We start from the raw sequence: 20,607 nt of genomic DNA, 5'->3' as shown, positions 1-20,607 counted from the left end.
GCCCCAGGAATCGGCGCGGCCCCAGGAATCGGCGCGGCCCCAGGAATCGGCGCGGCCCCAGGAATCGGCGCGGCCCCAGGAGTCGGCACAGCCCCGCCGCTCCGGCCTCGGAGCGCGGCGCCGCCCGTGGCGCCGCGGGTGGAGCGGCCGTCGACGCCCACCGGGCCCTGGATTCCGCCTCGCCCGGTACCCGCGCCGGCAACACCCGCCTTCAATCTGGGGCTGTCCCGCAGGCAACGGCGTGCCGAGCGCGAGCGCGGGCACGAGGAGCGCGACGCGCGAGACGCCACCAAGGAGGCGAGTCAGGCGCAGCGGGAGGTACTGCGCGGGCCGGACCGCATCGGCCATCGGGACGTCCGCATCATCGCGCCGGACCCCTATACCGGCGCGATCCACGCTCTGCTCTTGCACCTCGAGGATGCGGGCTTCAAGGGTGCGCCACGATCGTTCGGGTGGGACGACAAGGGACGGCACCTCGTTGAGTTTGTGCCGGGCACTCGTGCCGACCACCCCAAGGCCCCGGACGAGGCGCTCGACCCGGCGCGCATCGGACGCTTCATGCACGACATGCACGATGCGCTTGAGAGCTTCGAACCACCCGACTTTGCCCTCTGGTTCGACGGATTGGGGGCCCCGGGTCACGACCTGATCGTGCACCACGACATCGCGCCGTCGAACATTGTGGTGAAGTCGGACGGCACCCTCGCCGCCATCGACTGGGATGCCGCAGGACCGGGTACCCGACTGTGGGACTTGGCGTACGCCGCGCACTCCTTCGCCCCGCTGTACCAGGCCGATGGCGACCTTGCCAGCGCCTCGCGGCGTCTGCGGCGGCTCGTGGATGGGTACGGTCTGGACGACGAGCAACGCAAGGCTTTGGTGCCGCTACTGTCGATGCGGTCCAGGCGCATGTACGAGTTCTTGGACAAGATGCGCGCCACCGAAGCTGATCTGTGGACCGACCTGTGGGAGCGCGGCATCGGGACGGTCTGGAAGGCAGACGCCCAGTGGATCTACGACCACTCCGACGTGTGGGAAGGCGCCCTACTGGGCTAGGTTCTCCGCACCCGGAACCCACCAGCCCGCCACGTCGAGTATCTGCCGGGCCACCTCCTGACTGGGGGTGGCGTCGGTCGCGACCACCCCGTCGTCCAGGTCGATGCCGTCCAAAATCTCGTCCAACTCCCGCGATCGCGCGATGCTCAGGTCTCGCCGCCGGCCCACGGGTTCGCGCGCGGTGAGGCGTTCCACGCGCGTCTCGTCTGCGACCGTCACCCTCACCACGGAGACCTGCGCGGGCCCGACGCGCGACGCAAACACCCGGGCGTAGCGGTTGCGGTCCTCGGGGTCTTCCACCGCCCTGGCGACCACCACGCAGCCGTAGCCGCGCGCCCGATAGATCGGTGCGAGCGCGGTCACGTTCAGCCACATCAGGTGTTGCTGGAAGGGGTCGTTCACGGGCTCGGGCCGTGCCTGACACAGGGTGTCCGCGTCGATGAAGGCCACCCGCACGCCCGCGTCGCTCAGGACATCGACAATGGCCGATCCGGCAGCGGTCTTGCCCGCGCCCATCGCTCCGTTGACCACCAGCAGCCGCGTCGGAAGTGACTTCGCCATGCAGATCGAGCGCGCGTCCGCCGCATGGGTGCCGAACGACGGGATCCGCGTGTAGCCGATGCCGGTGTACAGCGCCACCGCTTCAGGCTGCGCCTGGCCCGTTGCAAGAACGAGCCTGGTTGCGCCCACGCGAAACGCCGCCCGCTCGATGGCGCCCATCATCACGCGAGCGTGGCCGTGGCCGCGGTGTTCTGACCGCACATACAGCCGCTTGATCTCCACGGTCCCTGGCCGGTCCGGGTGGTCGCGGGACCATCGGAGCAAGACGGTGCCGATGGGTTCGTCGGCCTCGGAGAGCGCGAGGATCACGACGACGATTCCGTCGGGGCTGATCGGGGTGACGAGCTCGGGTTCGCCGTAGCGGTGCCCGAGTTCCGCGTCGAGCTCTTGCCACAACGCGACGGCACGGGGATCGTCCGCGCCCACCGACTGCACCGAGATCATGTGCCGAGCGTATCGCCGCGGTGCCAGGAATAGCGGGTCCTGCGGGCCGGTTCCTTCCCCAGATGATGACGTGTCAACCAGCACTGTGAAAGGATGCGGCCGTGAAGAACATCGGCTTCCTGTCGTTTGGGTGGTACTCCAAGGCGCCAGGTTCCAAGGTCCGGACGCCCGGCGACCTGATGCACGACACGATCGCGCTGGCCGAGGCGGCCGAGGACGCGGGCATGGATGGCGCATGGATCCGCATCCACCACTTCGACCAGAACATGTCCTCCCCGTTCCCCATGCTCGCGGCCATGGGCGCGCGGACGGCCAGGGTTGAGCTGGGCACCGGCGTGATCAACATGCGCTACGAAAACCCGCTGTATATGGCGGAGGCCGCCGCGACGGCTGACCTCATCGCGGGCGGCCGCCTGCAATTGGGCGTCTCACGGGGGTCACCCGAACCCGCCGCGGACGGGCCGGCAACGTTTGGGTACCCGCTGCGAGACGGCAAGCTCCCCGTCCAGGACGCCGCCGAACGCATCGCGCGTTTCCGGGAGGCCGTCTCCGGCGTCGGCATCGCGGAGCCCGGCTCGCACGCGCACGTGCTGCCCGGCAAGAAGTTGCCCATCACCCCGCAGTCCCCGGGACTCAGCGAGCGCATCTGGTACGGAGCGGGCAACACGGAGTCCGCGCGGCGCGTGGGTGCGCTGGGGATGCACCTCATGTCCTCGACACTCGTGCTTGAGGCCACCGGCGAGCCGTTAGCCGTGGTGCAGCACCGCCAGATCGAGGCGTTCCGCGAGTCGTGGCGCGAGGCGCGCCACGCCGGCGTTCCGCGCGTGTCCGTCTCCCGGTCCATCATGCCGATCGTCGACGACCAGACGCGGCTCTACTTTGGCCCGCTCCTCGAGCGCGACGCGATGGGCGGCAACAAGGACCAGGTGGGCGAGCTCGACGACGCCCTGGGCACGTTCGGGAAGTCGTATGTGGGTGACGTGGACAAGATTGTGCGAGAACTGCGCGAGGACGACGCGGTGGTGTCGGCCGATACCGTGCTCGTCACGATCCCCAACCAACTTGGTGCGGATTTCAACCGGACCACCTTCGACGCGCTCGTGGAGATTCGGGACCAGCTCTCGCGCGGGCACACGGGCTAAGCGGCGCTAGAGACCGCCGCCCGACTTCACGATGCGCGGCGCGGAGGGGTCCGCGTTGTCCACCACAATCTGCGCGCGCTCGGTGGGCGTACAGGTGCGCTGATAGTGGCGCTGGGTCTCGGTGTAGCGCAGATTGCTGGGCGCCTCGGGATCCGTGGGGAAGCCGTCCCTCACCGCCAGCCGCCTGTACGTCTCCTCGAAGGGCACGTCCAGGTAGATCGCCAAATTCAGATTGCCCACCACCTCGCGGCGCTGGAGCAGGACTCCGTCGAGCAACAGAATGGCGTGGGGTGCCGCCGTGAGCCACGGCGCGTCGACCGGCGTGTCCGTGTCGAGATCGTGAGACGTGGTCCTATATGTCAGGGTGCCGCGGGGGCCGAGCGGTTCCAGCAAGTCGGAGACCAGCCGCTCATAGTCGAAAGCCCCCGCCCAGTACCCCTCCCACGAGTCCCGACCCATCGCGTAGCGGATCGCCTTGGGGTAGTGGAAGTCGTCCACCGTGGCCTCGATAATGTCGGCGCCGCGGCCTCGCAGCACGTCCGCCAACTCGCGGCGCAGGATCGTCTTGCCCGACCCGTCGGGCCCGTCAATGCCCACCCGCGCCGGATGCGTCATGTGCTCGGCGGACCGCTCCATCACCGCGTCGGCAAGAGACGCGAGAACCTGGGCGCGGGCGTCGGAGATCATCAGGCCTTCGCCAACAGGCCCTTGATGGCGGAGGTGAAGAACGCGATGCCGTCGGTTCCCGTGCGACCGCCCTCGACGGAGTCCGGCCCAAAGCCGGGTTCGACCGCATGCTCCGGGTGCGGCATGAGGCCCACCACGTTGCCGCGCGTGTTGGTGATGCCGGCGATGTCGCGGCGTGAGCCGTTGGGGTTCCAGCCCACGTAGCGGAACGCCACGCGGCCCTCGCCCTCGAGTTCGTCGAGCGTGTGCTCGTCCGCCACGTACTGGCCGTCCTGGTTCTTCAGCGGGACCACGATCTCTTCACCCTCGCGGTATTCCGTGGTCCAGGCCGTCTCGGCGTTCTCCACGCGCAGTGTCTGGTCCCGGCACACAAAGTGAAGGTGCTCGTTCTTGATCATCGAGCCGGGCAGCAGGTGCACCTCGGTGAGCACCTGGAAGCCGTTGCAGATGCCCAGCACCGGCATGCCGCCGTTCGCGGCATCGACGATCGGATCCATGATGGGCGCGAAGCGCGCGATCGCGCCCGCCCGCAGGTAGTCGCCGTAGCTGAAGCCGCCGGGCAGGACGATGGCGTCGACGCCCTTGAGATCGGCGTCGGCGTGGAAGAGAGGGACCGCCTCCGCACCCGCGAGCCGCACGGCGCGCAAGGCGTCACGGTCGTCGAGCGAGCCGGGAAAGGTGACGACGCCGATGCGTGCGGTCACGCCAGCAGGTCCTTCTGACCGTTGGGCGCCTCCTCGGACTTGGCGTGGCCGCAGCCGCAATTGCCGCCGCACTCCTTCTGCTTGACGGAGACCACGTCTTCGATCACGGGGTTGCTCAGCAACGTCTCGGCGGCGTGCCGCACCTTGGCGAGCACCTCGTCGGTGATCTCGCCGTGCACCTTGAGCTCGAACCGCTTGCCCTGTCGGACCTCACGGAAGCCCTCGATGCCCAGGCGGGTAAGGGCGGCGCCGATGGCCTTGCCCTGAGGGTCGAGGATCTCGGGCTTGGGCATCACGTCAACGATGATTTTTGGCATGGGTGCAGTCTAGCGGCGCCGCGGGGTGCCGGATCGGCACTAGCAGACCCAGTTGTAGGTGATCTCCCGGTGGGTCAGCCAGGTGTCCACATCTCCGGAGTCCGAGATCCAATACGCGAAGCCGCCCTCGTAGACCGTCAAGGTGCCTACATCGTCTCCTGGCCCTGGGGCGATCACCATGCCCAGCGAGGTCGAAGCGCGGCCGGGCGCAGATGCCGCAGCGACGCCGCTGGTGTCCGGGACCGCCGCGCTCGCGTCGTCGGCCGTCGGCATCGGGAAGTCCTCCGGGTTGGCGGGCCGGAAAGAGAACCACACCTTGCCCTCATGCGCGAGGGTCTCGTCTGCGCACGCCGGGTAGAAGCGCACACCGTCGTAGGTTGCGAGCTGGGCGCCGGGACTTCCCAGATCAAGGCGTCCGTCGGGTCCTGGAAGCGGGGCAGGCGAGCCTCCAGGCGTGGCGCACGCACCGATGCCCACGAGCATTCCGGCCGCGAAGGCGACGGCAGCGGCGATGACGCGGAGTCTCCTCATACTGCTAGGACGCGCGGAAGCGCCGAAGCGTTGGGTTACCCCACCAGTCGGTCGTACGCCTCGAGATAGCGCTGGCGCGTCTTCTCGACCACGTCGTCCGGGAGCGCTGGCGGCGGCGCGTCGCCGTGACGGTCCCAGCCCGATGCCGGGGAGGTCAGCCAGTCGCGCACGTACTGCTTGTCGAAACTGGGTTGGGCGTGGCCAGGCTCCCACGTGTCGGCGGGCCAGAAGCGGCTGGAGTCCGGGGTGAGCACCTCGTCGGCCAGGACGATGTCGCCGGACGCCGAGCGCCCAAATTCGAACTTGGTGTCCGCGAGCACGATGCCCTTGGTGCGGGCGATCTCGTGGGCGAGGCCATAGACGGCCAGGGTGAGGTGACGCAGGGCCTCGGCGTCCTCGCGGCCGATGAGGGCGGCGACGGCGTCGAGAGTCACGTTTTCGTCGTGTTCGCCCACCTGGGCCTTGGTCGCGGGGGTGAAGATCGGCGCGGGCAGACGGGAACCGTCCACCAGGCCGACGGGGAGCTCCACGCCGCACACCGATCCCGTGGCGCGGTACTCCGCCAGGCCAGAGCCCGTCAGGTAGCCGCGGGCCACACACTCCACGGGGAACATGTCCAGGCGCTGGCAGATCATCGCGCGGCCCGCCACTTCGTCGGGGACGGGCGCCTCAACGGTGTGGTTGGGAACGATCGCTCGCAATCGGTCGAACCACCACAGGGTCAAGGCCGTGAGCACCGCCCCCTTGCCGGGAATCTCGGTCGGGAGCACCCAGTCGTAGGCGCTGATGCGGTCGGACGCGACCACCAGCATCACGTCGCCCTGTGGATGGGGCTCGACGGGCTCGTAGAGGTCGCGGATCTTTCCCGTATAGATGTGCCGCCAGCCGGGAATCTCCTCCGGGAGCGGTACCTCGACAAAACCGGGCATCAGCCCTGTCCCGCCTCGGCGACCGCCTTCGCGATGTCCTTGCGATGGTGCGATCCGTCCAGCTTGATGTAGTCCACCCCGCGGTACGCCCGCTCTCGCGCGGCCGCCAGCGACGGGCCGTAGCCCACCACGGACAACACCCGCCCCCCGGCGGAGACCAGCGCGCCGTCGTCCGAGAACTCGGTGCCGGCGTGGAGCACGTGCACTCCGGGCTCGTCCTCGACCTCGCCGAGCCCGCCGATCGCGTCGCCCGTGCGCGGCGACGCCGGGTATCCCTTGGCCGCGATCACCACGGTGACGGCGCCGCCCTCGGCCCACTCGAGCGGGGGCGCGTCGGCGAGCCGACCCTCGGCCGCGGCCAGGAGGACCCCCGCCAGCGGGGTCACCAGCTGACACAGCACGGCTTGCGTCTCGGGATCGCCAAAGCGGGCGTTGAATTCGATCACCCGCACGCCCTTGGACGTGAGGGCCAGGCCGCAATACAGGACGCCGACGAACGGGGTCCCGCGCTTGGCCATCTCGTCGATGGTGGGTTGAGCGATGGTCGCGACCACCTCGTTCACCAGCCCGGCCGGGGCCCACGGAAGCGGGGTGTAGGCGCCCATGCCGCCGGTATTCGGGCCAGCGTCGCCGTCGAAGGCGCGCTTGAAGTCTTGCGCGGGCTGCAGCGGCACCACGGTCTTGCCGTCGGACAGGCAGAACAGGCTCACCTCCGGGCCGTCGAGGAACTCCTCGACCACCACGGTGCCGCCGGCGTCGATGATGCCCTGACCGTGGGCTCGTGCGAGTTCCCAGTCCTGGGTCACGACCACGCCCTTGCCCGCCGCGAGGCCGTCGTCCTTGACCACATGCGGGGAGCCGAACTCGTCGAGCGCGTCCTCCAACTCGTCGGTGGTGCGACACACGCGAGGATCGGCGGTGGGCACCCCGGCGGCGGCCATCACCTCCTTGGCGAAGGATTTGGAACCCTCCAGTGTCGCTGCCGCGGCGTCGGGTCCGAACACGGGGAATCCCGCAGCCCGCACCGCGTCGCCGACTCCCGCCACGAGCGGCGCCTCGGGGCCGATAATCACCAGGTCCGCGCCGATTTCGGCCGCGAGCGCGGCCACATCGGTGGGGTCGAGTGGATCGCGCGTGTGCCGCATCGTGGGCCGCCCCGTGCTGCTCACCAAGGAGCCGATGCCGGGGTTTCCGGGGAGTGCGTGCAGTTCGGTCACAGCGGGGTCAAGGCTGAGGGAGCGGGCGATCGCGTGCTCGCGCGCGCCCGAGCCGACCAGGAGGATCTTCACATGACCCAGCCTACCTATGCCGCCCACGCGCGGAGTTTTCCTACTGACCACCTGTTCAGTACATTGAACACATGGCCAGTGACCGGGACGTGACCGCACGTGCGCAAATCCGCAACTGCGCGCTGAGGCTCTTTGGCGAGCGCGGCCCAGACGCCGTGACGGTGCGCGACATCGCCGCCTGTGCAAACGTCTCGCCCGGCCTGGTGCTCCACCACTTTGGCTCCAAGCAGGGCCTGCGGGACGCCGTCGACGCCCACGTGCTGTCCATGTTTGACGCGATGCTCGCCACCGCGATCGAAGATCCAGCCGCCTTCGCGAAGGGCGGCACCCCACAGATCTCCAGCTTCGCCGAGCTGTTCGCCTCCGCGATCCCCGCAGGATCGCCCATCCCCGCCTACCTCCGCCGCCTGCTGCTGTCGGGCGACCCAATGGGCAAGAAGCTCATCCAACAGTGGTTTGAGTTGACGGTCACCACCGTCGACGCCCTGGCGGCGAGCGGCAATCTCCAGCCCACTCAGGACCGTGCCGCACTGGCCGCGTTCCTCCTGGTCAACGACCTCGCGATGATCGTGCTGCACGACTACGTCGCCGACGCGCTCGGCACCGACCCGCTCAGCCCGGAGGGCATGCGGCGATGGGCTTCCACCGCCTTCGACGTGTACCGCCACGGCGCATTCACCAAGGAGGAGTCATGACAGCGACACCGGAGGCCGTCGCCACCGATACCGCGGTCCTTCTCGAGGCGGTCACCAAGGTGTTCGGCACTGACGACGCCGCAGTGCACGCCCTCCGGGGCGTCGACCTCGAGATCCGCGCCGGACAGTTTGCGGTCGTCCTGGGCCCTTCCGGTTCCGGAAAGACCACCCTGTGCAACATCATCGGCGGCATCGAGGCCGCCACGAGCGGCTCCGTCACCGTGGGCGGCGAACAGATTGGTGAGCGCAAGCCCGCGGACCTTGGGGACTTCCGCCGCAATCACGTGGGTTTCGTCTTTCAGTTCTTCAACCTCATCCCCACGCTCACGGCGCGCGAGAACATTGAGGTGATCATCGAGCTGACCGGGCGCGGCGACAAGGCTCGCGTCACGGCGTTGCTCGACGCCGTCGGGCTCGCGGACCGCGCCGACAACTTCCCGTCGCAACTGAGCGGCGGCGAGCAGCAGCGCGTGGCGCTCGCACGCGCGCTGGCCACCGACCCGGCCATCCTGCTCGCCGACGAACCCACCGGCGCCCTCGACCTCGACACCGGGCGCCAGATCCTCGGGCTCCTGCAGGATCTGCGCCGCCAGGGCCGCACCGTCGTCCTCATCACCCACAATGCGTCGGTCGCCCAGATCGCGGACCGTGTCATCACCGTGGTGGACGGACGCATCGAGTCGACGGAAGACAACGATTCCCCGGCCGACGCCTCCGACGTCACCTGGTGATCGCCATGCAGGCCACCACGCGAAAGAGCTTCAGGGACCTCGCCAGGCAGCGCGCGCAAGTCGGCGCCGTGGGAGTGACCATCCTGCTGGGCGTCATGCTCTACGTTGCGACGGCGGGGGCATTCCTCAACCTCAGCGACTCGTACCAGAAGACGTACGACCGCCTGCACTTCGCGGACCTGGTTGCGACCGGACCTGACGCACGGGCCGCGGCCGACGCCGCGCTGTCCGCGGGTGCAGCCACCGCGATCACGCGGATCCAGGTGGACCCGCCGATGCGGATCGGCGGCACTGCGCTGGTGGGTCGCGTCATCTCGATGCCCGACTCCGGGCGAGCCACCGTAGACGACGTCGACGTGATCGACGGCAACTACCTCGACACGGGCGCGGCCAGTCACGACCGTGGCGCCCAGATACTGGTGGAGAAGCACGCCGCGGACACCTTCGGACTCACACCCGGCGACACCCTTGAGGTGTTCGGGCAAGGCGCGTGGCACACCGCCACCGTGCGCGGGATTGTGGTCTCACCCGAGTACATCTGGGCGGCGCGCAGCCGCCAAGAGGTCATCGCCGATCCGAAGTCGTTCGCCGTGATTTTCGCCCCCGAAAGCCTCGCGCGGGACTGGCTTGGTGCCGCACCCACCCAGGCTCTCGTCCTGCTTCCCCAGGAGACTGACGCCGACCCGTCGGGCCCCGTCGCCATGGCGATGCGCAGCGCGGGCGCCGACGATGTGGTGACGTGGCGGAACCAGCCGTCGCAAGCGACGCTTCAGGAGGATCTCGACGGCTTCAACGAGATGTCCGTGGCCTTTCCACTGCTGTTTCTCACGGCTGCAGGGGTCTCGTCCTACGTGATGCTGGCACGTCGGATCCTGCGTGAGCGGCCCATCATCGGAACGCTCATGGCGTCGGGCGCGCGGCGCGGCCGAGTCATGCGCCATTACCTGTCGCAGGGCGCCATCGTTGGCCTCGCTGGCGCCGTCATCGGCGTGATCTTGGGTGCCGCGGCGAACGGCGCCGTCACCTCCGCGTATACGGGCGCTCTCGGGATTCCGGACACCGTGGTGCGCATGCACCCCTGGATGCTCGTGGCGGGCGTCGCCTTCGGTGTCGCGGTCGGCCTGCTTGGCGCCTTCGGTCCCGCCTTGACCGCGTCTCGCACCGCACCCGCGGAGGCGATGCGCCAGAGCGCCGTGCCCGTCAAGCCCGGGCCGTGGAGTCGGTTCGTGGCCCGTCGGCTGAGCGGCCTGCCCGTCAGCACCCGCATGGCGCTGCGCGACGTGGGCCGGAACCGCCGAAGGACGACTGCGACCGCCTTGGGCGGAGTGCTCGCCTTGGTGGTCGTGATCGCCTCCGTGGGCATGATGACCAGCATGCTTGACGCCCTGCGCATCCAGTATCACGACGTAGAAACCCAGGACGCGACCGTCACGGTCGCCTCCGGCGGCACCGGCGGCGATGCCCTGGCGGCGGTGCCCGGCGTCGCCGCGGTCGAGCCCACGGTGGTGGGCAGCGCGACCGCAGTCGCGGGCAACAAGAGTTACGCGACCACTCTCCAGGGATTCCAGCCGGGCACAGCCATGCACGGCTTTCTGGCGCCCGACGGCGCCTCGATGACTCTGCCACAGGACGGCGTCCTCGCGGGAAAGGCGCTCGCCGACCTCCTTGACGTCAAGGTGGGCGACGCCATCACCCTCGCCGTCGGAGGGCAGGATCATCAGGTACGCCTCGCCGGTCTCGTGAACGAGCCGCTGGGCACCGCCCTCTACGCGACCACGTCGGTCGCCTCGGGCATCGTCCCCGCCCAGGGACTGGACACCTACGTGCTGCGCATCGACTCTGGCGCGAGCCGCGACCAGGTGCGCAACCAGATCACCGGCATGGAGGGTGTGGTCGCGTATCAAGACGCCGACGCCGTCGTGGGAATCGTGGAGGACTACCTGGGCCTGTTCTACGCGTTCATCGGTGCGATGATCGCGCTCGGTTCGGTCCTGGCACTGGCCATGATCTACGTGACGATGGCGGTGAGCGTCGCGGAGCGGACGGGCGAATTGGCGACCCTGAGGGCTGCAGGGGTGAGCGTCGGCAAGGTGGCACGCACCATCGCCACCGAGAACCTCGTGGCAACGGCACTGGGCCTGCCCTTGGGGCTGTGGCTCGGGGTGCTCGCGGCGCGCGCATTTCTCGCCTCATTCTCCAACGACCTGTTCAACCTGGAGCTGAGCATGCCGTGGTGGATGCTGCCCGCCTGTGCGCTCGGCGTACTGGCCGCTGCCGCTGTGTCCCAGTGGCCGGCCGTGCGCGCGGTGCGCAACGTTGATGTGGCCACGGTGGTGCGGGAGCGGGCGGCCTAGGCGGGGGGCGCTGGGCCCCCACGCCCACGCCCGCGCCCGCGCACCCGGCGCCATGTCCCGGCCCCGGGCCAGTCCTCATCCCTTGCCCCATCCCCGGCCGCAGCCCCAAGACCCGGCCTCTCCATAGTTTCCATGTGGGCATTTAAGCGAGAGCTGAAATGCGAGAAAGTGAAACCGAGGCGCTCCGGCACCGGCCGAGCGGCGGCCGTGGCGATCGGGAACGGACAGTGCGGCGGCCGAGCCAGCGACAAGGGCGAGACGGTGGGATGGCGTGGAGAGAAACTTAGAGAACGGCGGCGACGCTACCAAGCAGCCAGCACCGACCCTTCCGCCCGCCGTCGCGCGGGCCGAACGCCGCGATCAGCAGTTCCTCGACTGGCTTGAGGAGGACGAGGAAATCGATCACGTAGCACGGGCGCTCGCGGATCCCGCGCGTCGCTTTGCCCTGGAACTCCTCGTGGTGGGTGGCGCCGCCGCCGGGGACATCGCGGCCTCGATCAGCGACACGTTCGGCGTCTCGACCGCGCGGGCGTCACAACACCTCCAGATGCTCGCTCGGGCGGGGCTGGTCGAGGTTGCTGTCGACGGCCCGTGGCGCTGGTACGCCTTGCCGCGGGCGCCTGGCCGCCCACTGATCGACTGGTTGCGCAGGCTCGAACGCTCCTACTGACCCCGCGCGTGCAGGAGGTCGTGCCTGACCAAGATCTCGTCGCGCTCGGGACCCACGCCGATGGCTGACATCCGACAGCCGGAGATGTCCTCAAGTGCCAGGACGTAATCCTGCGCGTTCTGGGGCAACTCCTCGAACGTCTTGGCCGTCGAGATGTCCTCGGTCCAACCGGGGAAGGTCTCGTAGATCGGCACGGCGGCCGCGAAGTCGGCCTGATCCTGAGGAAGCTCGTCAAAGCGCTTGCCGTGAACGTCGTAGGCCACGCACACCGGGATCTCGTCCAGGCCCGTGAGCACGTCCAACTTGGTGAGCACAAAGTCGGTGAGCCCGTTGATGCGCGAGGCGTAGCGGGCGATCACCGCGTCGTACCAGCCGCAGCGGCGCGGGCGCCCGGTGGTGGTGCCGAACTCGTGGCCCACGTCACGCAAACGCTCGCCCCACGTGTCGGTGAGTTCCGTGGGGAACGGGCCCTCGCCCACGCGGGTGGTGTACGCCTTGACGATGCCGATGACGGAATCGATCTTGGTGGGACCCACGCCGGAGCCGGTGCACGCCCCGCCCGCCGTCGCGTTGGACGACGTCACGAACGGATAGGTGCCGTGGTCGACGTCCAGCATCGTCGCCTGGCCGCCCTCGAACAGCACGTTCTTGCCTGCGTCGAGCGCCTGGTTGAGCAGCAGCGACGTGTCGGCCACCATCGGCGCGAGCCGCTCCCGGTAGCTCAGCAACTCCTGGACCACCTGGTCCACCTCGATGGCGCGGCGGTTGTAGACCTTGACCAGCATGTGGTTCTTCGCGACCAGGGAGCCCTCGACCTTGTCGCGCAGCACAGCCTCGTCAAAGAGGTCCCCAATGCGGATGCCGAGGCGGTTGATCTTGTCGGCGTACGCCGGGCCGATGCCGCGGCCCGTGGTGCCGATCTTGCGCTTGCCCAGGAACCGCTCCGACACCTGATCCAGCGTGCGCGCGTACGGCGCGATCACGTGGGCGGCGTTGGAGATGAGCAGCTTCGACGGGTCGACTCCGCGCGCGATCAGCGCATCAAGTTCGCCCATGAGCACGGAGAGGTCCACGACCACCCCGTTGCCGATCACGGGCGTCACGCCGGGCGTCAGGATGCCGGACGGCAACAGGTGCAAGGCGAACTTCTGGTCACCGATCACGACGGTGTGTCCGGCGTTGTTGCCGCCGTTGAACTTGACCACATAGTCGACTCGGGAGCCAAGAACATCGGTGGCCTTGCCCTTACCCTCATCGCCCCACTGGGCTCCTACGATCACGACGCCTGACATCGCGCACTCCCCTCACCCGGACGCATCCGGGGCCTGGTTGTTGCTGAACGTGCGAATGCCCCCGGCGCAATCGCGACCGGGGGCATTCCGCATCGCAATCCTTAGATCTTCTTACCAGCCGAACCGAGCTGCTGGCATGCCTCGACCACGCGGGCCGCCATGCCAGCCTCGGCGGCCTTGGCCCAGGCACGGGGGTCATAGACCTTCTTGTTGCCCCATTCGCCGTCTACCTTGAGCACGCCGTCGTAGTTCTTCATCATGTGGTCCACCACGGGGCGCGTGTACGCGTACTGGGTGTCGGTGTCGACGTTCATCTTGATGACGCCGTGACTGACTGCCTCCGCGATCTCTTCCGCAGAGGAGCCGGAGCCGCCGTGGAACACGAGGTCGAACGGCTTGTTCTTGCCAACCTTGGCGCCGACCTCCTTCTGGATCTCACCGAGGAGCTCGGGACGCAGCTTGACGGCACCGGGCTTGTAGGCGCCGTGCACGTTGCCGAAGGTGAGGGCCGTCAAGTAGCGGCCCTTCTCGCCAAGGCCCAGGGCCTCGACGGTCTTCAGTCCGTCCTCCGCCGTGGTGTACAGCTTGTCGTTGACCTCGGCGGCGTGACCATCCTCTTCGCCACCGACCACGCCGATCTCGATTTCAAGCACGATGTTTGCGGCCTGCGCGAGCTCGAGGAGCTCGGCAGCCATCGTGAGGTTGTCGTCCATCGGCACGGACGAGCCGTCCCACATGTGCGACTGGAAGATCGGCAGGCCGCCAGCCTTGACGCGCTCGGTGGAGGCGGCGAGCAGCGGGCGCATCCACGAGTCCACGTACTGGGCGTGGCAGTGGTCGGTGTGCAAGGCGATTGTGACCCCGTAGGAGTCTGCCACCTCGCGGGCGTACGCGGCGAGGGCGAGGGATCCCACCACCGGATCCTTCACCGTGGAACCGGAGGCGTACTGCCCACCACCGACGGAAACCTGGATGATGCCGTCAGACTCGGCCTCCGCGAAGCCCTGGATGGCTGCGGTGATGGTCGAGGACGACGTGATGTTGATCGCCGGGAAGGCATAAGAGCCCGCCTTGGCGGCGTCGAGCATCGCGTTGTAGGACTCGGGTGTGGCGAGGGCCATGCGTCTCTCCTGAAAATCGTCAAATGATGGAAGCGAACCGTCTCCTATTGTGTCAGAAACCCCGCCCTTGCGCCGGTGGCCTTAGGTCCCGCGCATCACTCGACGCGACCTCAGGGTGGCCCGCCGCCACGTCACCGTGCTGGCGCACCCACTCGTGCATCGCGATCGCGGCCGCGGCGCCCGCATTGATCGACCGCGTCGAGCCGTACTGAGCGATCGCAAGCGTGGCATCGGCGGCCCCGCGCACCGCATCGGACAGGCCGACGCTTTCCTGGCCAAAGACCAGCACGCATTCGCGCGGCAGCGCGTACGTCTCCAGGGGCACCGATCCGGGCAGGTTGTCGATGCCGATGACCGGCAGGCCCTGCCCCGCGGCCCACAGCGCGAAGCCCTCGACGGTGGCGTGATGGCGCACGTGCTGATAGCGGTCCGTCACCATCGCGCCACGCCGGTTCCAACGGCGGTTGCCCACAATGTGCACCTCACGCGCGAGAAACGCGTTCGCGGTGCGCACCACGGAGCCGATGTTGAAGTCGTGCTGCCAGTTCTCAATCGCCACGTGGAACGGGTGCCGGCGAGCGTCCAGGTCGGCGACGATCGCATCGTGCCGCCAGTAGCGGTAGCGGTCCACAACGTTACGGCGGTCGCCATCGCGCAGCAGGTCCCGGTCGAAGTGCGCGTCCATGGGCAATTCGCCCTCCCACGGCCCGACGCCGTGGCCGGGGGCCGCGTCCGCCTCGACGGGCAGGCCCGACGTCGCGCCGGAACTCGGAGGCGTGCCGATGCTGGTCATGTCGCCATTATTCCAGGCAGCAGGGCGCGTCGGTCTTCAGAGATTCCGCAGAAATGGCCCGTTCCCCGCTCGCGCCGCGTAGCCTAGGCGAGTGCTGCACTCTCTGGTTCCCATGATCGGCCCCGACTGGCTCAACCCCGACACCCTCATCAACGGCTTCATCGACCGGTATGGCGTGTGGGCCCTCGCGGGCATCTGCCTCATCATCGTCATCGAGACGGGCCTTCTGTTTCCCTTCCTGCCGGGCGATTCGTTGCTCTTCACGGCCGGGCTGTTTACGGGCACGGGGCAGATTGACCTGCCGATCTGGGCGGTCGCCGGCATCATCGGCCTCGCGGCATTCGTCGGCCCGCAGTCCGGGTACTGGATTGGGCGCGTCACGGGCCCGAAGATCTTCAACCGGCCGGACTCGCGGTTCTTCAAGCAGGCCTACGTGGATCGCACCCACGCGTTCTTCGAACGGTTCGGCGGCCGCGCGATCGTGCTGGCGCAATTCGTGCCGTTCGTGCGCACCTACATCCCCGTGGCCGCGGGCGTGGGCAAGATGCCCTACTCCCGCTTTGTGCGCTTCAACGTGATCGGCGCGCTGGCGTGGGGCATTGGCGTCACCATGCTCGGCTACTGGCTGGGTCGCTTCGATGTGGTCAAGAACAACATCGAAGTGGCCCTGATGCTGGTGGTCGCGGTGTCGCTGATCCCGATCGCCGTCGAGTGGCTCAAGCACCGCATCGACGCGCGCCACGCAATCCGCGTGGCCGAAACCGACTAACGGCGCCGCAAGACTCTGATCAGAACTGGACGTTCGGCGCCTGGCGGGCCGCCGGGTCGTCGGTCTCAAAGTAGTCGGCGCGCCGGAAGCCGAACATCCCCGCCACGATGTTGCCGGGGAACACCTCAATCTTGGTGTTGAGCTCCCGCACATTGGCGTTGTAGAACCGTCGCCCCGCCGCAACGCGGTCCTCGGTGTTCGTCAACTCCTGCTGCAACTGCTGGAAGTTCACATTCGCCTTGAGATCCGGGTACGCCTCTGCCACGGCGAACAGCCGGCCAAGCGCCTGGGTCAGCACGTTCTCCTGCTGAGCCTGCTCAGCGACCGACGATCCGGGAGAGGCCGCCATGTTGCGCGCACGCGTGACCTCTTCGAAGGTCCCCTTCTCATGTGCGGCGTAGCCCTTGACCGTTTCTACCAAGTTGGGAATCAGGTCGTGCCGACGCTGGAGCTCCACGTCGATCTGGCGCCACGCCTCCTGCACCAGGTTCCGCAAACGGATCAGGCCGTTGTAGATGCCCACCGCCCACAACACGAGTACGACGATCAAACCCACCAACACAAGGACGGCAGTCAATCCGGCAGTCACGAGAACTCCTTCAGTTCGTTATGTCGCTGATGCTATCGGCCGGGAGGGTCGGACGCGAGGCGACCATCGTCATCCGGGGATGAATCGTGAGTGCCGGTGAAGCGACGATCGACACCGCGCCGCCGGGGGCGCGACAGGTGGCGTTCATCCGCAGTCCGCATGTCCGGCCGGTATCCGCCGGTCAACGCACCCGGCGTCGTCATCGACGGCAATGGCCCCGGGGAGTTGGCGAAACGTCCGTGATCTTCCACCGTGTGGCGAGGCAAGTACTGGGCCACGGCGATCAGGCCCCCGAGCCGGGAAGCCAACGACGCGATCCCTTCGCCCTCCCGATCGATCCTCACCGCCAGCCCACGCTCGAACAGCATCGGCGCGCGTGGTGTCAACGCGTCGAGACGCTCAAGCACACGGGGGCCGAGCATGTCGTGCGCAATGCGGGGGTCGCTGCAGAGCACCCGCCAGTTGCGGTTGAAGGATGCCGATTCGAAGTCGCGATCCGCGCCGCCAAGGATCTTGGATATGGCTGAGGAGAGCCCCTCTGGGATGAGCATCAGCCGCGGCAGTTCGTCAGCCAGGCGCACCACGGCCACGCGATGGCGGCTGCTCAGGGTCAGATCGTCATCGATCCGTACGCGCCATTCGAAGGTGCCGTCATAGCACTCGAATCCGCGAAACTGGCCCTTGATGACATCCACGTACCTGGTATCCGTGGCGTTGAACGGCGGCGGTGACAGCGGGGCCAGCAGGCCGGTCAGGTGTTCATGGAAGGTCCAGCCATGTATCGCCGCGAATGCCTGGGCCTCTCGACGACGCCTGCCAGCGAGCGCGCTGTCCGCAAAGAACGAGCCCGCCACCGTCACGGCACCCAGCACCGTCACGACCGCCATGAACGGCGTGCCATAGCCCACGTACAGGGCAAGCCCGCCAATGCCCAGCAGCGCCGCGCCGAGGAAACGCAGGAAATTGCGCGGCGACATCAACTGGGCGAGCCACATGAACTACTCCAGGCCGAGGTCGGCAAGCCCAAAGAGCGAAAGGTACGGTAGCCCGGCGGCCTCGATCTTCTCGCGGGCGCCCGTGTCCCGGTCCACGATGACGGCCACCGCCACCACGATGGCCCCGGCCTCCCTCAGCGCCTCGACGGCGGTCAGGACCGAACCGCCTGTGGTGGAGGTGTCTTCCACCGCCACCACCCGCCGTCCGGCTACGTCCGGGCCCTCGATGCGTCGCTGCATGCCGTGCGACTTGGATTCCTTGCGGACCACGAAAGCGTCGAGTTCCAGCCCTCGCGACGCGGCAGCGTGGAGCAAAGCGCCCGCGACGGGGTCCGCGCCAAGCGTCAGCCCGCCCACGGCGTCAACATCGGCAGGGCCCCAGCCCGCTTCCTCCAAGGCGTCGAGCAGCAGATGCCCGATGAGCGGCGCGGCGGCATGGTGCAGGGTCACCCGGCGCAGGTCGACGTAGTAGTCCGCGTCCTTGCCGGAGGCCAGCGTGACTTTGCCGCGGACGACGGCCAGGGACGTGATGAGGTCGCGCAACTGCTCGCGCGGAGTGGGCAGGCTCATGGCCGTCAGCGTACCGGCGGGCGGGCCAACGCGTGGAGACCGACGTGGGCTCTTGGCTAACCGCGCCTGCGGCTGGTGATGGCCCGCACCCACGTGCGCGGCAACACCCGGACCACGCCGGTCATCGTTCCGTAGCGCAAGGAAGGGGTGACGAGCACCTGCTTGCGTCGCACTCCCGCGAGCGCGGAACGGACCACATGCTCTGGTTCGAGCCAGGCCATCTCCGGCAATTCGTCGTACGCGTCATCGTCTGCGCGCTCGTGGAACTCGGTGTGCGTCAGGCCCGGCAGCACCGCCGTGGCGCTGACCCCGGTTCCCTTCAACTGGCCGGCCAGTCCCTCGGTGAACGACGTCACCCACGCCTTGTGCGCCGCATAGCTGCCGCTGCCAAGCCAACTCGCGATCGACGACACGTTCAAAATCGCGCCGTGACCTCGTGCGGTCATCGCCCGGGCCGCCGCGTGCGAGAGGATCAGCACGGCACGCACCATGACGTCGAGCGCCGCCACCTCTTCCTCCACGGTGGTCTCCAGGAAGCCCGCCCTGAGCCCGTGGCCCGCGTTATTGACCAGCAAATCGACGGGGCGGTCCGGGTCCGCGAGACGATCGGCAACCGCCTGCGTTCCCTCCGCAGTGGACAGGTCAGCCACCAGAATCTCGGCATTCACTCCCGTGGCTCCTGCCAAGAGGTCCGCTGTCTCGCTGAGGCGATCCCGCGAGCGCGCCACCAGCACCACATCGCGTCCCGCCGCCGCAAGAGTCCATGCGAATTCCTCGCCAAGCCCCGAGCTTGCTCCCGTAATCAATGCTGTAGCCACCGTCCCAGGCTACGCGTGCCGCCCCGGTACCGTGGTCCCATGCGCCTCGCCACGTGGAATGTGAACTCGATCCGGGCCCGCGTCGACCGCGTGGTCGACTACCTGGAACGGGCCGACATCGACGTGCTGTTGATCCAAGAGACCAAGTGCAAGCCCGAGCAATTGCCGCTCGCGCCGTTCGCACAGGCGGGCTACGACGTGATTGCTCACGGGCTCAATCAGTGGAACGGCGTCGCCATCGCGTCGCGCATGGGCATCGCGGATGTCGAGACGTCGTTTGCTAACCAACCCGCCTTCAGCAAGCCCGGCGCGGATCCGGTGGTGGAGGCGCGCGCCATCGGTGCCACCTGCGGGCCCTTGCGCGTGTGGAGCGTGTACGTCCCCAATGGGCGCGGACTCGATGATCCCCACTACGCGTACAAGCGCGCCTTTCTGGCGCGTCTCGCCGATGCTGCGGGCACGTGGGCGGGACAGCCGGTGGCGATCGGCGGCGACTTCAACGTGGCGCCCACTCCCACCGACATTTGGGACGAGGCCGACGCTGAGGCTCCGACGCACGTGACCCAAGAGATTCGAGAGGACCTGGTCCGGCTGGAGCACGCGGGCTTCGCCGAGTTGTCCAGGAGATTCGTTCCGGACGAGCGCCGCTACACGTTCTGGGACTACAAGCAGTTGCGGTTCCCCAGAAACGAGGGCATGCGGATCGACTTCCTCTACGCCTCGGCAGCGGCGGCCGCGGCGGCAACCGGAGCCGCCATCGAGCGCGACGAACGCAAGGGCAAGGGTGCGTCCGACCACGTGCCCGTGGTGGTCGACTTCGATCCGGATCGACTGGGCATCACCGGAGGCACCGTGATCAGCTCGCCACGGCGTTAGCGCTCGGAGTGCGTGGCCTCCCCGGGCCCTTGTCGCGCAGCGATCGCGGCCACGACGGCGTCGTCACCGTGGGCGGCAAGCCAGCTGAGAACACTGGCCGGCGTCGCGGCGTGTGCGGCGACGGCGCGGCGAGCCTCCGGGAGCGTGTACGCGAGCTCCTCGAGTTCCGCAGATGACGCCGCAGGATCCATGGCGCGATCGATGCCCGCGCGAGTCTCATCCCCCACCCCGGCCTGTGCCGCTGCTGCGGCCGGCCCAGACGGCTCAAGATCGGAGGACGCGTCACGCCTCAGGATGGGGAGGCCGTGCAGCACGTAAACCCCCCAGTGGCTCACGATGTCGCGGGCCACGACAACAGCAACGGACAGGGGAACGAGCCACAGCAGGGGGGCGTACAACGGCGATTCGATGCGGCTGAAGGCGATCGCCGCGGCCAGGTAGGCCCCCGCCGCCGAGGACAACACGATACGAGAACTCAACGACAAGGTGAGCCTTGGGTGGAGCGAGGCCACCACCCCCAAAAGGAAGAGGGCGCCAGCGATCGCTAGTGCGATCTGCTCGGCGCCCCACTCCATCAAGAATCCCCTCCAACGCATGGAGAGAAAGGAGATCCCCCCCTCCCCAGAGACGATTCCACGACTGCTCCAGCACCCGCAAGCCCCCATTTATGGGGG

23 protein-coding genes are annotated in these 20,607 nt (G+C 68.2%); 8 read left to right on the top strand and 15 right to left on the bottom strand.

Annotation, left to right across the window (positions count from 1 at the left end):
• Nucleotides 1–1,056 (top strand): phosphotransferase (locus QZZ29_RS00945; RefSeq protein WP_291380685.1); only part of this gene is annotated, 1,056 nt, incomplete at its 5' end.
• Here QZZ29_RS00945 and QZZ29_RS00940 read toward each other — a convergent pair.
• The gene (locus QZZ29_RS00940; RefSeq protein WP_291380683.1) at nt 1,045–2,061 is read right to left on the bottom strand and encodes a GNAT family N-acetyltransferase; all 1,017 of its coding nucleotides are present in this window, start codon (nt 2,059–2,061) and stop codon (nt 1,045–1,047) included. The genes QZZ29_RS00945 and QZZ29_RS00940 overlap by 12 nt on opposite strands.
• Before the next feature lie 101 nt (nt 2,062–2,162).
• Between QZZ29_RS00940 and QZZ29_RS00935 the strand changes: the two genes are divergently transcribed.
• Nucleotides 2,163–3,203, top strand: coding sequence for an LLM class flavin-dependent oxidoreductase (locus tag QZZ29_RS00935; RefSeq protein ID WP_291380681.1), 1,041 nt, complete (start codon nt 2,163–2,165; stop codon nt 3,201–3,203).
• 6 nt (nt 3,204–3,209) lie between these two features.
• Here the strand turns inward: QZZ29_RS00935 and QZZ29_RS00930 are convergent, their stop codons facing one another.
• From QZZ29_RS00930 to purD, 6 genes are read right to left on the bottom strand one after another with little or no spacing between them, the layout of a single operon-like run.
• Entirely contained in the window at nt 3,210–3,890 is a 681-nt protein-coding gene (locus tag QZZ29_RS00930) for a uridine kinase (protein ID WP_291380679.1), read from the bottom strand.
• Nucleotides 3,890–4,594, bottom strand: a complete 705-nt coding sequence (purQ, locus tag QZZ29_RS00925; protein ID WP_291380677.1) for a phosphoribosylformylglycinamidine synthase subunit PurQ — start codon at nt 4,592–4,594, stop codon at nt 3,890–3,892. Before purQ ends, QZZ29_RS00930 begins: the two co-directional genes overlap by 1 nt.
• Nucleotides 4,591–4,911, bottom strand: coding sequence for a phosphoribosylformylglycinamidine synthase subunit PurS (purS, locus tag QZZ29_RS00920; RefSeq protein ID WP_291380675.1), 321 nt, complete (start codon nt 4,909–4,911; stop codon nt 4,591–4,593). Before purS ends, purQ begins: the two co-directional genes overlap by 4 nt.
• A 39-nt stretch (nt 4,912–4,950) precedes the next feature.
• A complete protein-coding gene (locus QZZ29_RS00915; protein WP_291380673.1) occupies nt 4,951–5,442 on the bottom strand; it encodes a hypothetical protein in 492 nt (163 codons plus the stop codon).
• A 35-nt stretch (nt 5,443–5,477) separates the two neighbouring features.
• Entirely contained in the window at nt 5,478–6,371 is an 894-nt protein-coding gene (locus QZZ29_RS00910; RefSeq protein WP_291380671.1) for a phosphoribosylaminoimidazolesuccinocarboxamide synthase, read from the bottom strand.
• Nucleotides 6,371–7,660 (bottom strand): phosphoribosylamine--glycine ligase, encoded by a 1,290-nt coding sequence (gene purD, locus QZZ29_RS00905; protein WP_291380669.1) that lies wholly within the window; start codon nt 7,658–7,660, stop codon nt 6,371–6,373. The genes QZZ29_RS00910 and purD overlap by 1 nt, the downstream gene beginning before the upstream one ends.
• A gap of 71 nt (nt 7,661–7,731) precedes the next feature.
• On the opposite strand from purD, the gene QZZ29_RS00900 reads away from it, so the two are divergent.
• From QZZ29_RS00900 to QZZ29_RS00885, 4 genes are all read left to right on the top strand, one after another.
• The gene (locus tag QZZ29_RS00900) at nt 7,732–8,355 is read left to right on the top strand and encodes a TetR/AcrR family transcriptional regulator (protein WP_291380667.1); all 624 of its coding nucleotides are present in this window, start codon (nt 7,732–7,734) and stop codon (nt 8,353–8,355) included.
• The gene (locus tag QZZ29_RS00895; protein ID WP_291380665.1) at nt 8,352–9,086 is read left to right on the top strand and encodes an ABC transporter ATP-binding protein; all 735 of its coding nucleotides are present in this window, start codon (nt 8,352–8,354) and stop codon (nt 9,084–9,086) included. Before QZZ29_RS00900 ends, QZZ29_RS00895 begins: the two co-directional genes overlap by 4 nt.
• A 5-nt stretch (nt 9,087–9,091) precedes the next feature.
• The gene (locus tag QZZ29_RS00890; RefSeq protein WP_291380663.1) at nt 9,092–11,440 is read left to right on the top strand and encodes an ABC transporter permease; all 2,349 of its coding nucleotides are present in this window, start codon (nt 9,092–9,094) and stop codon (nt 11,438–11,440) included.
• Between the two features lie 271 nt (nt 11,441–11,711).
• Entirely contained in the window at nt 11,712–12,110 is a 399-nt protein-coding gene (locus QZZ29_RS00885; RefSeq protein ID WP_291380661.1) for a winged helix-turn-helix domain-containing protein, read from the top strand.
• Here the strand turns inward: QZZ29_RS00885 and QZZ29_RS00880 are convergent.
• The 3 genes from QZZ29_RS00880 to QZZ29_RS00870 all read right to left on the bottom strand — a co-directional run bounded on the left by QZZ29_RS00880 (nt 12,104) and on the right by QZZ29_RS00870 (nt 15,208).
• A complete protein-coding gene (locus QZZ29_RS00880; protein WP_291380659.1) occupies nt 12,104–13,402 on the bottom strand; it encodes an adenylosuccinate synthase in 1,299 nt (432 codons plus the stop codon). The genes QZZ29_RS00885 and QZZ29_RS00880 overlap by 7 nt on opposite strands.
• A gap of 101 nt (nt 13,403–13,503) precedes the next feature.
• On the bottom strand, nt 13,504–14,523 hold the full coding sequence (fbaA, locus tag QZZ29_RS00875; RefSeq protein WP_291380657.1) for a class II fructose-bisphosphate aldolase: 1,020 nt from the start codon (nt 14,521–14,523) through the stop codon (nt 13,504–13,506).
• Between the two features lie 52 nt (nt 14,524–14,575).
• A complete protein-coding gene (locus tag QZZ29_RS00870) occupies nt 14,576–15,208 on the bottom strand; it encodes a TrmH family RNA methyltransferase (protein ID WP_291380733.1) in 633 nt (210 codons plus the stop codon).
• Between the two features lie 199 nt (nt 15,209–15,407).
• Between QZZ29_RS00870 and QZZ29_RS00865 the strand changes: the two genes are divergently transcribed.
• On the top strand, nt 15,408–16,085 hold the full coding sequence (locus tag QZZ29_RS00865; protein ID WP_291380655.1) for a VTT domain-containing protein: 678 nt from the start codon (nt 15,408–15,410) through the stop codon (nt 16,083–16,085).
• A 19-nt stretch (nt 16,086–16,104) separates the two neighbouring features.
• Here QZZ29_RS00865 and QZZ29_RS00860 read toward each other — a convergent pair whose 3' ends face one another.
• From QZZ29_RS00860 to QZZ29_RS00845, 4 genes are read right to left on the bottom strand one after another with little or no spacing between them, the layout of a single operon-like run.
• On the bottom strand, nt 16,105–16,674 hold the full coding sequence (locus QZZ29_RS00860) for a LemA family protein (RefSeq protein ID WP_366478783.1): 570 nt from the start codon (nt 16,672–16,674) through the stop codon (nt 16,105–16,107).
• A gap of 32 nt (nt 16,675–16,706) precedes the next feature.
• Nucleotides 16,707–17,669, bottom strand: a complete 963-nt coding sequence (locus QZZ29_RS00855) for a hypothetical protein (RefSeq protein ID WP_291380653.1) — start codon at nt 17,667–17,669, stop codon at nt 16,707–16,709.
• Between the two features lie 3 nt (nt 17,670–17,672).
• Complete coding sequence (pyrE, locus tag QZZ29_RS00850) at nt 17,673–18,239, bottom strand: orotate phosphoribosyltransferase (RefSeq protein ID WP_291380651.1); 567 nt, start codon at nt 18,237–18,239, stop codon at nt 17,673–17,675.
• A 56-nt stretch (nt 18,240–18,295) separates the two neighbouring features.
• Complete coding sequence (locus QZZ29_RS00845) at nt 18,296–19,057, bottom strand: SDR family NAD(P)-dependent oxidoreductase (protein ID WP_291380649.1); 762 nt, start codon at nt 19,055–19,057, stop codon at nt 18,296–18,298.
• A 39-nt stretch (nt 19,058–19,096) separates the two neighbouring features.
• Here QZZ29_RS00845 and QZZ29_RS00840 point away from each other — a divergent pair, with 39 nt between their 5' ends.
• Complete coding sequence (locus tag QZZ29_RS00840; RefSeq protein ID WP_291380647.1) at nt 19,097–19,933, top strand: exodeoxyribonuclease III; 837 nt, start codon at nt 19,097–19,099, stop codon at nt 19,931–19,933.
• On the opposite strand, the gene QZZ29_RS00835 is transcribed toward QZZ29_RS00840, so the two are convergent.
• The gene (locus QZZ29_RS00835; RefSeq protein WP_291380645.1) at nt 19,930–20,529 is read right to left on the bottom strand and encodes a hypothetical protein; all 600 of its coding nucleotides are present in this window, start codon (nt 20,527–20,529) and stop codon (nt 19,930–19,932) included. The genes QZZ29_RS00840 and QZZ29_RS00835 overlap by 4 nt on opposite strands.
• Nucleotides 20,530–20,607 lie beyond the last annotated feature (78 nt).

The organism is Demequina sp. (genome assembly GCF_016278765.1).
Lineage (GTDB): Bacteria > Actinomycetota > Actinomycetes > Actinomycetales > Demequinaceae > Demequina.
Note: the sequence above shows the minus strand (reverse complement) of the source record. Positions and strands in the feature narration are given on the sequence as shown.